This is a genomic window from Desulfocicer niacini, from assembly GCF_054657595.1.
This window is the reverse complement of the sequence record NZ_BAAHYK010000002.1, coordinates 171,650-183,211: the sequence shown is the minus strand read 5'-3', so window position 1 is coordinate 183,211 and position 11,562 is coordinate 171,650. Positions and strand designations below refer to the sequence as shown.

12 protein-coding genes are annotated in these 11,562 nt (G+C 48.8%); all 12 read left to right on the top strand.

Features of this window, described 5'->3' with window-relative positions; genetic code table 11:
* The first annotated feature begins 9 nt into the window (after window positions 1-9).
* The 12 genes from ACYQ2M_RS01880 (at window position 10) to ACYQ2M_RS01825 (ending at window position 11,541) form a co-directional block, all read left to right on the top strand.
* Window positions 10-384 carry a hypothetical protein gene (locus ACYQ2M_RS01880; protein WP_459914607.1) on the top strand — a complete coding sequence of 125 codons (375 nt, stop codon included), beginning with the start codon at window positions 10-12 and terminating at the stop codon, window positions 382-384.
* Window positions 385-728: 344 nt separating this feature from the next.
* On the top strand, window positions 729-1,238 hold the full coding sequence (locus ACYQ2M_RS01875) for a DUF4124 domain-containing protein (RefSeq protein WP_459914606.1): 510 nt from the start codon (window positions 729-731) through the stop codon (window positions 1,236-1,238).
* A 195-nt stretch (window positions 1,239-1,433) separates the two neighbouring features.
* Window positions 1,434-1,934, top strand: coding sequence for a hypothetical protein (locus tag ACYQ2M_RS01870; protein WP_459914605.1), 501 nt, complete (start codon window positions 1,434-1,436; stop codon window positions 1,932-1,934).
* Between the two features lie 92 nt (window positions 1,935-2,026).
* Entirely contained in the window at window positions 2,027-3,229 is a 1,203-nt protein-coding gene (gene coaBC / locus ACYQ2M_RS01865) for a bifunctional phosphopantothenoylcysteine decarboxylase/phosphopantothenate--cysteine ligase CoaBC (protein WP_459914604.1), read from the top strand.
* Window positions 3,226-4,083 carry a uracil-DNA glycosylase family protein gene (locus ACYQ2M_RS01860; protein WP_459914603.1) on the top strand — a complete coding sequence of 286 codons (858 nt, stop codon included), beginning with the start codon at window positions 3,226-3,228 and terminating at the stop codon, window positions 4,081-4,083. The genes coaBC and ACYQ2M_RS01860 overlap by 4 nt, the downstream gene beginning before the upstream one ends.
* A 115-nt stretch (window positions 4,084-4,198) precedes the next feature.
* Window positions 4,199-5,095: a tyrosine recombinase XerC gene (locus ACYQ2M_RS01855; RefSeq protein ID WP_459914602.1), complete on the top strand. Its 897-nt coding sequence runs from the start codon at window positions 4,199-4,201 to the stop codon at window positions 5,093-5,095.
* A gap of 153 nt (window positions 5,096-5,248) precedes the next feature.
* Window positions 5,249-5,785: an ATP-dependent protease subunit HslV gene (hslV, locus tag ACYQ2M_RS01850; protein WP_459914601.1), complete on the top strand. Its 537-nt coding sequence runs from the start codon at window positions 5,249-5,251 to the stop codon at window positions 5,783-5,785.
* A 15-nt stretch (window positions 5,786-5,800) separates the two neighbouring features.
* Window positions 5,801-7,192, top strand: a complete 1,392-nt coding sequence (gene hslU, locus ACYQ2M_RS01845; RefSeq protein WP_459914632.1) for an ATP-dependent protease ATPase subunit HslU — start codon at window positions 5,801-5,803, stop codon at window positions 7,190-7,192.
* Complete coding sequence (gene argB / locus ACYQ2M_RS01840) at window positions 7,189-8,073, top strand: acetylglutamate kinase (protein ID WP_459914600.1); 885 nt, start codon at window positions 7,189-7,191, stop codon at window positions 8,071-8,073. Before hslU ends, argB begins: the two co-directional genes overlap by 4 nt.
* A 133-nt stretch (window positions 8,074-8,206) precedes the next feature.
* A complete protein-coding gene (locus tag ACYQ2M_RS01835; protein ID WP_459914599.1) occupies window positions 8,207-9,382 on the top strand; it encodes an acetylornithine transaminase in 1,176 nt (391 codons plus the stop codon).
* Between the two features lie 12 nt (window positions 9,383-9,394).
* On the top strand, window positions 9,395-10,315 hold the full coding sequence (argF, locus tag ACYQ2M_RS01830; protein WP_459914598.1) for an ornithine carbamoyltransferase: 921 nt from the start codon (window positions 9,395-9,397) through the stop codon (window positions 10,313-10,315).
* 11 nt (window positions 10,316-10,326) lie between these two features.
* On the top strand, window positions 10,327-11,541 hold the full coding sequence (locus ACYQ2M_RS01825; protein WP_459914597.1) for an argininosuccinate synthase: 1,215 nt from the start codon (window positions 10,327-10,329) through the stop codon (window positions 11,539-11,541).
* The last annotated feature ends 21 nt before the right edge of the window (window positions 11,542-11,562 follow it).

Sequence of the window (11,562 nt, the reverse complement as noted above, 5' to 3'; positions counted from 1 at the left end):
AGGAGTCCCATGGATTGGTACAAAGCAGCATGTGAAGTAATCTGTCGCATTGTGATGATGCTTGTTTTTATATGCCATGCAGGTATCTGTCCGGCCGTATGGGCAGACGAAAAAATTATTGAAATATTTGATATCACTCCGGTAATTTCCGAGGAACTTACTCATGAAAATATCCCGGCTGTTTTTCACGGTAAAGGAATAATTGACAGGATGGAAGGAATGGAAATCGTGGTGGGTGACAGACTGTTTGATTTATCCCGAGACGTCTCATACTATACCAAACAGGGGGAAGAGGTGGCTCGGAATCAATTTCATACAGGCCTTCTTGTTGGCTACCTGAAAAATTTGGAGGGTTCTATTTATGCTCTGTATAAATTGGAATAGCACTACAGCGATACTTTGACTTCAAACCCTTATGCTAATTAATTTTCATAAGTTAAATCAGCATGGATCATAAGTAAAATGATATGTGTTTCTTATTTAAATAGTTAAGTGCCGCTGTAATGATAAAAAAAATTGGATCATGTCGTAAAAATATTTGTTATTAAAGCAGCAATTCTAATTGTGGTTTTTAATTGAGTTTATTGATGCGTAACTCATTGAAATAACGTTGAAGAGAATTGTTGTCTTCTTGCTTTTAAACGCATCTGGCTCCAGCAATTAGAATTGTTGTTTTTAAAGGTGATGTTTTGGCAAAGAAAGGATAAAAGGTTATTGATGGGGGGGGTATGCGCAGGATAATATTTCTTTGGACTATGGCCATTCTGATGATTCCCACTTTTGCCCCGGGAGAGTATTTTCGTTATGTTGATGAAAACGGGGTTGTCTCTTATACGGATGATCTCTCAAAGGTGCCTGAAAGACAACGGAATAACGTTGATTCCTTTGTCAGCGTAAAAAAACAGGTTTATGAGCATAGTGATCAAAAAGAAGGGGAAAACAAGAATGAAGGGGAAAAAGAAGTTTTTGATGATGATGCTTCTTCCCTGAATGTGCCTGCTCCAGACTTGGAAAATTCCATGTCACAAGAGATGATGGCTCTGAAGGAGGCATTGGACCAGGAGTTCGCCCAGTTGAATGAGGCACGTGCCGCATTGTTGGTAGAGAAACAAAAAATAGGTAATCAGACGGATGTTTCCCTGTTTAATCAGAAAGCCGGGAAACTTAATGATCGTATTAAAGCCTTTGAATTAAAGAAAGAGGCATATCTTAAAAAAGTGGTGGCGGAGGGGCAGTGAATCCTGTTCAGAGGTTAATAAATAGTAAAAAAAATGAGTCCATTGTGGGTTTGTGTTAAAAGTCCATTATACTTTTTTTAGAGACTTTTCTAAAATGGGTTATTTTGTGTTTAATAGATTCAAATTGACAAATGAAGAGCATTAGGCTTTTATGATGTTTATTAATTTTTTTTGCGCCGATGGCGTGGAGGTAATATGAAAAAAGTGTTTGTTTTGAAATATGATATAATTTTTTTCTTTCTATTGATAGCGATGGTGTGTGTTTGCGGCTGCACCACCACCGGAATGAACCAGAGAAAAGAAACACCCACCGCAACCGTTCAAAAAACAGAATCCGTTGCAGTATACTATGATTTCAAAGACGTACTGGTTCCCCAGGAGCTTAAAATTGATGATGATGCCACGGTGATCATCAGCACCCCCGGGCTCACATCTGGTGTTCTGGCACTGCGGGGACGGGTGGAGAAAAACTCCCTGTTTAATTTTTTTCGCATGAACATGATCAAAGATAACTGGAATATTGTCAGCCAGATCAAATCCCCCAAAATTACCATGCTGGTATTCCAGAAGGCCAATCGCTGGGCAGTGGTGAATATCCGGGAAAATGATCTTTACACCTATGTGGAGATCGGCGTAGCCCCCACCCAGAATCAGGCATTGCCCATGGAATCCGGCGAATCTATCCTCATTAACTGATTTATATAATTTCTTTTCCGAGCTATATTCCAAACTGATATGCTGGATGAATTATGCAAATTGATAGCCAAATCAATGGGTATTATTAAATAATGAAGTGCCTGAAAGATAAAACGATTCTGCTGGGGGTATGTGGTGGCATTGCCGCATATAAGGCTGTCAGCCTTTTAAGGCTGCTCAAAAAGGCAGGCGCTTCGGTAAGGGTGGTTATGACCGCCTCTGCATTGGAGTTTGTGGGTGAAACCACCTTCCGGGTGTTATCCGAAAATGATGTGTGCACCGGGCTGTTCAACACCAATGAGGCCGTGGTGCGGCACATTGAGTGGGCCACCGAGGCCGATGCGGTGGTGATTGCCCCGGCCACTGCCAACATCATCGGCAAAATGGCCCATGGGCTGGCCGATGATGCGCTCTCCACCATGCTGCTGGCGGTGACGGCTCCCATCATGGTGTGCCCGTCCATGAATACATATATGTACGAGAATAGAGCAGTACAGCGGAACCTGGATATCCTGGAAGGCGACGGTGTCGTGATTCTGGAACCGGGCACCGGAGAGCTTGCCTGCAAAACATCGGGTGCAGGACGTCTGCCTGACCCTGAAGTGATTTTTGACCGCCTGGGGAAATTGTTTGTTCCTTCGGATTTTGCCGGTAGAAAAATATTGGTCACAGCGGGTCCCACCCGGGAGGCCATTGACCCAGTGCGGTACATTACCAATCATTCTTCCGGTAAAATGGGATACGCCATTGCCGAAGCTGCAGAAAAAAGAGGGGCAGCGGTTACTCTGGTATCAGGCCCGGTGGCTCTGTTGCCCCCCCTTGGTGTGGAAATGATCCGGGTGGAAAGTGCCCGGCAGATGGCAGATGCGGTGCTTGGAGCCATGGATGATGCCGATGTGATCATCAAGGTGGCGGCGGTGGCCGATTACAGACCGGCGGATCCGAAGGATAGAAAAATAAAAAAGAAAGACCAGGACGGGGATCATCTCTCCATTCATCTCATGGAAAATCCCGATATCCTTCGGGCCGTGGGCGAACGTAAAGAACATCAGTTTGTGGCCGGATTTGCCGCAGAAACCAATGATCTGGTGGAAAATGCCACCCTGAAAATGGCACGGAAAAATCTGGATATGATCGTGGCCAATCAGGTGGGTGTGAAGGATTCCGGGTTTGAAGCCGACACCAACAAGGCAACTTTTCTTTTCCGGGACGGCTCCCGCCGGGATGTGCCCCTCATGGATAAGTCCGCCGTGGCCCATTCCCTTCTTGATGAAATTCACAGTAGAATATCATGAAAGAAAACTCAAATATACAGCTGGCACAAAAGATTTCAGCCCATAGCCTCGGTGAGATTATCCAGGCGTTGTCCACCTGCCTTTCACTTCAAAGAGACATGGGCATAACCCGGCTGGACCTTTCCCCGGAAACCATTGCCTTGATGGATCATTGGCAGAGGGGGAAATTGCGTCCCATGGTCCGGCCTGCCTTATCAAAAGCCAGCTTGCCATCCCAGAATTTTCGAACTCATCTACCAGGTAAAACAGATGTTTCACAAAATCATGGTGCTACTCCGCAAAAAAATAATTTCTCCAAGTCACATGAAACCGTCACTGCCTACCCATCCAGTGATTCTTCCAGAGAAAAAGTAAAACCAGTTCAAGATATGATCATGCCGGTTATTCAAAGCCGGGGCACCAGTTCATCCGGAATATTTTTTCTATGTGATGCCGTCACACGGGATCAACACCAGCAACCGGATATTACCCTGGGTCCTGCCGGGGAGTTGTTCCTGAATATATTAAAGGCCATGCATCTTGATGCGGATCAGGTTCATATCATCAGCTTTTCTCCCCCGTCCTCCCGGAAAATCCCGCCTGATGAAACCTGGCAAAAACAGATAAAAACCCATGTATTTCAGAAAGTAAAGGCGTTGAATCCCCGAATCATCTGCACCATGGGAGAGACGGCAATGCAGGTGATGCTGGGAAACGAAGTGAATCTTTCAAATGGGGAAGGGCAATTTCATAATATGGCCACAGCCCTTTTAATCCCTACCTTTCATCCGGCACAACTCATTGAAGATCTCTCCCTGAAACGCCCCGTGTGGGAAACCATGAAACGGATCATGCAGCGGGCAGAGCAGGACTGATCCTTCTTTCCTGGTGGCCCATGTTGCGATTAATCCCAAAATATCCATAAAAAATGGCCCCCTTAAGTGGTCGGAATTCGCGACCAATTTTTGGTGGTAAGGATGGTGCGTCGAAATGCTGTTAACCCGGTTTCTGAAAATACTGGACGCAGAAAAAGGATACTCCCCCCACACCATAAAGGCCTATGAACGTGATTTGGCCGATTTTATGGGTTTCTGTGCCCAGGGCACCGGATCAGAAATTTTGTCCGATGCCGATTTTTTAAACCAGGCAGAGCAGAAAAAAGCCGCTTTGATCCGGGAATACCTTGTGTTTCTTGCCAAAACAGGGATCCAGAAAAGATCCGTGGCCAGAAAGCTTGCCGCCATTAAATCCTTTTTTAGGTTTCTTGTCATGGATCAACATCTGCGCTTCAACCCCGCAGAGGCCGTGCCCTATCCCAAAGTGGCCCGTAAAATCCCCGATTTTCTAACCGTGGACGATATCTTTAAACTGTTGGATTCCATAAAAACAAGTACCCTTTCCGGTCGACGCAATGCCGCCATATTTGAGACCTTTTATTCCACGGGAATCCGGGTATCGGAAATGCAGGGGCTTGATTTTACAGATGTTGATATGGAACGAAGATGCCTCAAAGTGACGGGCAAGGGCAATAAACAGCGTATTGTTCCGGTGGGCCAGCGGGCACTTTCCGCCATTCTTTTTTACCGACAGGGGCTTGATCTTCCCCATGTGCCGCTGTTTTTGAACCTGAAAAATAATAAGCGCCTTTCAGATGATTCCATGCGCAAGATTTTAAACAAGATCGTGGCCGACTGCAGGCTTTATTTGCCGGTTAGCCCTCATACTCTGCGCCATTCCTTTGCCACTCACATGCTTGATGCCGGAGCCGACCTGCGGGGCATCCAGGAAATCCTGGGGCACGCCAGCCTTTCCACCACCCAGATTTACACCCATGTCACCATGGATCGACTCATGCAGGTGTATGACAAGGCTCACCCCCGACGTTAGGGCTTCCTTTCTCTCTTCATTGAACGTTGTTGTGATCAATTCCGTCTGAAATAATGCTTGCATCTTCAGTCCAAGGGCTTATATTCTTGCCCATGTTTACTTTTTTATATGAAACGATGAGGGGTCTGACCGTTTCAGACCGGGAGAAAAAATATGAGTGATGTATTTCACGGAACAACAATCCTTGCCCTTCGCCATAAAGGCCAGGTGGTGGTGGCCGGTGATGGCCAGGTAACCCTTGGTACCACCATAACCAAACACAAGGCCAGAAAGGTCCGGCGTATATATAATGATGCCATCATCACCGGGTTTGCCGGTGCAACTGCCGATGCCCTGCACCTGTCGGAAAAATTGGAACAGAAGCTGGAACGGTTCAATGGCAATCTCACCAGAAGTGCCGTTGAGCTGGCAAGGGAATGGCGCACCGATAAATATTTAAGACGGCTGGAGGCCATGATGATTGCCGCAGACAAAGACTGCACCTATCTGCTGTCCGGCAATGGTGATGTCATTGAGCCGGACCACGGGGTGATAAGCATTGGTTCCGGCAGTACCGGCGCCCAGGCAGCAGCCCAGGCATTGATGCAGCACACCGACCTTGACCCGGTGAAAATCGTTGAAGAGGCCATGGCCATTGCTGCTTCTCTCTGCATTTATACCAATAACAACATCACCGTTGAAACCATATAGGATACAAAAAATATGATTCGGGATTTAAAACCCAAAGAGATTGTCCAGCGCCTGGACAGATATATCATTGGCCAGAAAAACGCCAAAAAATCCGTGGCCATTGCCCTTAGAAACCGTTGGCGCAGGCGGCAGGTGGCCGATGATCTAAGAGATGAAATTGCTCCCAAAAATATTATACTCATCGGGGCCACCGGGGTGGGAAAAACAGAGATTGCCAGACGTCTGGCAGATCTCACCGACTCTCCTTTTTACAAGGTGGAGGCATCCAAGTTCACCGAAGTGGGGTATGTGGGCCGGGATGTGGAATCCATGGTGCGGGACCTGGTGGAGTTGACCATTAATAATCTTAAGGGTCGGCAACAGGAAGCAGTGAAGGAAAAAGCTGCAGGCATTGCCGAGGAACGCCTTTTGGATATTCTACTTCCCAGTGGAAATGCTTCTGCTTCGGCTCCCGGTGGTGGTTCAGACGTGGAAGTGGCCGGGGAAGGCAATCGCATTGACATCGTGGATGCCGGTGTTGTGCCCAAGTCTTCCACCCGGGAAAAGCTTCGGAAGATGCTCAGGTCAGGCAAGCTTGATGACCGCATGGTGGATATGGAAGTCCAGGGAAAAAACACCCCCATGGTGGAGATTTTCAGCAACACCGGCATGGAGGAGATGGGCATTAACTTCAAGGATGTGCTGGGAAGTATCATGCCAAAGAACACCAAACGACGCAAGATCAAAGTGTCTGAGGCCATGAAAATCCTGTGCCAGGAGGAGGCCGCCCATCTGGTGGACATGGAAAAGGTGGTGGGTGAAGCCATAGAAATGGTGGAGCAGTCCGGCATCATCTTTCTTGATGAAATTGACAAGATTGCAGGTAAGGAAAAGGGCCATGGCCCGGATGTGTCCAAGGAAGGGGTTCAGCGGGATTTGCTTCCCATTGTGGAGGGCAGTTCCGTGCCCACCAAGTATGGTACCGTAAAGACCGATCATATTCTGTTCATTGCCTCGGGGGCTTTTCATATGTCAAAACCCTCGGACCTCATCCCTGAACTCCAGGGTCGTTTTCCCATCCGGGTGGAGCTTGACAATCTGGGGCAGACGGAATTTGAACGGATATTGACCGAACCCAGAAATGCCCTGGTACTTCAATACATTGCACTGCTTCGCACCGAAGGGATAGCTCTGGAGTTCACCGATGATGCCATAAAACGCATTGCCGCCATTGCCGTGGAGGTAAATACCAATACAGAGAACATAGGTGCCAGACGTCTGCATACCCTTATGGAAAAACTGCTTGAAAATGTATTGTTTGAAGCCCCGGATCTGAAAGACAAAACCGTTGTGGTGGATGCATCCTTTGTGGATGCACAATTGAAAAACATCGTGGAAGATGAGGATTTGAGCAGGTATATATTATGACAGACATGAATGTGGCAGACATACTCATAGAGGCACTTCCCTATATCCGGCAGTTTTCCCGGAAAACCATTGTGGTGAAATATGGCGGGCATGCCATGGTGGATGAAAAACTTAAAGAAGATTTTGCAAGTGACATCACCCTGTTGAAATACATTGGCCTTAATCCCGTGGTGGTTCATGGCGGTGGCCCCCAGATTAATAAGGTCCTTGATGCCATGGGTATTACCTCCAGTTTTGTAAGGGGGATGCGTTATACCGACGGAGAAACCATGGATGTGGTGGAGATGGTGCTCGGAGGCAAGGTCAACAAGGAAATCGTGGCCCGCATTAACCGAAAAGGCGGCAGCACCGTGGGGCTCACCGGTAAGGACGGCGGCCTGATCACCGCTGAAAAGATGACCATCTACCAGGAAGGGGAGGGCGATAATCCCCCGGAAATCATTGATCCCGGCATGGTGGGCACGGTGTCCCGGATTAATCCTCACATCATTCATACCCTCACCGACCAGGGATTTATCCCGGTGATTGCACCGGTGGGCATTGGTGTAAAGGGTGAAACGTATAATATCAATGCCGATCTGGTGGCGGCCAAAATCGCCTCGGCCCTCAATGCCGAACGTCTCATCCTGCTCACCGATGTGGACGGACTTCTGGATGAGTCAGGCAAGCTGGTGTCCTCCGCCGATGCCGACTCCATTCATGGCATGATTAAAAGTGGTAACATCAAGGGCGGCATGATACCCAAGATGGAGTGTGCCTTGGAGGCCCTGGATCATGGGGTGCAAAAGGCTCACATCATCAACGGTACAAGATCCCATGCCCTGCTGCTGGAGCTTTTTACCGATTCCGGCATCGGCACCCAGGTGATAGGAAAAAAATAATAACAGAAACTGATACTTGGGCCATGCCAACGACACGAAAATATCCGAATCACAAGCACCCAGTACCTAATATCCAGCATCCCCAAGGGCAAGGATAACGTTTTTAAAAACAGGTTGAAAATAAGGTGAAATTTTGAATACAAAAGAAAAAACAGATAAATATGTATTTAACACCTATGGTCGAATCCAGAAGGTGTTTGTCAAAGGCCAGGGCGCAACCCTGTGGGATGAAGAAGGCAATACCTATACCGATTTTCTTGCTGGTATTGCCGTGTGCAGTCTGGGGCACAGTCACCCCGAGGTGGCTGCAACAGTGGCAAAGCAGGCGGCCACCCTCACCCATGTATCCAATTTATATTACACCGCGCCCCAGGCGGATCTTGCCGAAAAACTGGTGACCTACTCTTTTGCCGACCGGGCTTTTTTTGCCAATTCCGGGGCCGAGGCCAATGAGGCCGCCATAAAGCTTGCCAGGCGATATTTTAAAGAAAAGGGCCAGCCGGAGCGGGTCAAAATCATCTCCATGACCCGGTCCTTCCATGGCCGGACCATGGCCACCCTGTCCGCCACGGGCCAGGACAAGATCAAAGACGGCTTTTCCCCCCTGGTGGAGGGATTTGTACACATTGCCTTTAATGATATGGATGCTTTAAGGGCTGCCATGGACGACACCGTGTGTGCAGTCATGATGGAACCCATTCAGGGAGAAGGCGGAGTAATCCCGGCCATTCCCGAATACATCAAGGCAGTACGGGACCTGTGTGACCGGGAAGGTGTGCTGCTTATCTTTGACGAGGTCCAGACGGGTATGGGACGCTGCGGGCGGTTGTTTGCCCATGAAATTTACGGGGTTACTCCTGATATCATGACCCTTGCCAAGGCCCTTGCCAATGGACTTCCCATGGGGGCCATGCTGGCCACAAAAGAGGCTGCCACTGGGTTTGCCCTGGGCAGTCATGCAACCACATTCGGCGGTACCCCCCTGGTGGCTGCGGCGGCCCTAACCGTGTTTTCCATTATTTCCCGGCCGGAATTTCTCCAGGATGTGGTGGAAAAGGGGGAATACTTTAAAAAACAGCTTTCCGCCCTTAAGGGCACCCACCCCTGTATCAAAGCCGTGAGGGGGGAAGGTCTGCTGGTGGGCATGGAAATTGACGGGGAAGCCGGTAAAATTGTTGAAGATTGTCTGAAAAAAGGCTTTATTATTAATGCCATTCAGGGTAATATTTTACGCTTTGCACCGCCCCTTATTATCAGCAATGAAGAAATAGACGCGCTGGTGGCAGTGCTGGACAGCCTTCTGGCATAAGGAGATTTGGATTTGAAAAAAGATATACTGTCGTTGCTTGATCTGGAAAAAGATGATTTTACCCATCTGTTTGACAGGGCCTTGCAGCTTAAAAAACGGTTTGACCAGGGCATTGCCGATCGCCCCCTGATCGGGAAAAGCCTGGGATTGATATTTGATAAAAAATCCACCCGTACCCGGGTGGCCTTTGAAACCGCCATGATTCAGCTGGGGGGAACCCCCATTTACATGAGCACCCAAGATACCCAGATATCCCGCAATGAACCGGCCTGTGATACGGCCCGGGTGTTGTCCCGGTATGTGGATGCCCTGGCCATGCGCACCTTTGATCACTCCCTTGTGGCCGAATTTGCCGCTTCTGCAAGTATTCCGGTGATCAATGCATTGACAGATTCTTTTCATCCCTGTCAGATTTTGAGCGATCTCATGACCATCATTGAAATCAAAGGCGGTTATGACGGGCAGAAAATTGTGTGGGTGGGGGATGGCAATAATGTGGCCAATTCCTGGGTTAATGCCGCGGCTGTTCTGGATCTGGATTTGGTGGTGGTCACCCCTGAAGGATATGGAATTCCCGAAGAGGTTAAGGCTGCAGCTCTTGCCAGGGGCGGTGAAAAAATTGTGTTCACCCATGATCCCGTGGGGGCGGTGAAGGATGCCGATGTCGTTTACACCGATGTCTGGGCCAGCATGGGCCAGGAAGAAGAGCAGAAAAAGCGGGAGATCGCCTTTAAAGGATTCCAGGTAAATAAACAACTTCTTTCCCATGCCGCCAAGGATGTTACCGTGCTGCATTGCCTGCCCGCCCATAGGGGTGAGGAGATTGCCGAAGATGTGCTGGAAGCCCCGGGTGCTGTGTTCTGGGACCAGGCGGAAAATAAACGCCATATGCATAAAGCGATTCTTGAGACTTTGATTCTTAAAACCCGTTAAGGAGAAATAACGTGTCTGATATAAAAAAAGTGGTTCTTGCCTATTCCGGGGGGCTTGATACCTCGGTGATATTGAAGTGGCTCATTGAGACCTACAAGTGTGAAGTGGTGACCCTAACCGCAGATTTAGGTCAGGAAGAAGAGTTGGACGGCCTTGAAGCCAAGGCCCTCAAAACCGGTGCTGTAAAAGCCTATGTGGAAGATCTCCGGGAGGAGTTTGTAAGGGATTATGTTTTTCCCGCGTTCCGGGCCAATGCCATATACGAGGGACAGTATCTGTTGGGTACCTCCATTGCAAGGCCTTTGATTGCCAAACGTCAGATCGAAATTGCCCATAAAGAAGGGGCCGATGCTGTAAGCCACGGTGCCACGGGCAAGGGCAATGATCAGGTCCGTTTTGAGCTTGGATACCTGGCCATTGATCCGGCCATTAAAATCATTGCGCCCTGGCGGGACTGGGATCTCACCTCCCGGACCCGGCTCATGGCCTTTGCTAAAGAGCATGGCATTGAAGTGCCCCAGACCCCCAAGAAACCCTACAGCACCGACCGCAACATGCTCCATATCAGTTACGAGGGCGGTGTGCTGGAAGATCCCTGGGCCCAGGCCACCGATGACATGTACACCATGTCTATTCGCCCCGAAGATGCTCCGGATATGCCTGAGATTATTGATATCACATTTAAAAATGGTGATCCCGTGGCCATCAACGGAGAGGAGATGTCCCCGGCCACCATGCTCAAGACGCTCAACACCCTGGGCGGCCGCAACGGTATTGGTCGCATAGATCTGGTGGAAAACCGGTTTGTGGGTATGAAATCCCGCGGCGTGTACGAAACCCCCGGTGGTACTCTGTTGCGCCTGGCACACATGAACATGGAGTCCATCACCTTGGACCGGGAAGTGGCCCATCTGCGGGACTCTTTGATTCCTAAATATGCCGAGCTGATTTACAACGGTTTCTGGTTTTCACCGGAGATGGAGCTTCTTCAAAAAATGATCGACGAGACCCAGATCAACGTATCCGGCCGGGTGCGACTGAAGCTCTACAAGGGCGGATGCCATGTGCTGGGAAGGGAATCTGAGTTCAGTCTCTATGATGAGTCCTTTGCCACCTTTGAAGATGATGATGTCTACTCCCAGAAGGATGCCGAAGGATTTATCAGGCTCAATGCCCTGCGTTTGAGAATTCGCAAGCTGGCCCGGGATCGACGCAACAAGGCATAATCTGCAATAAAAATAATTGTA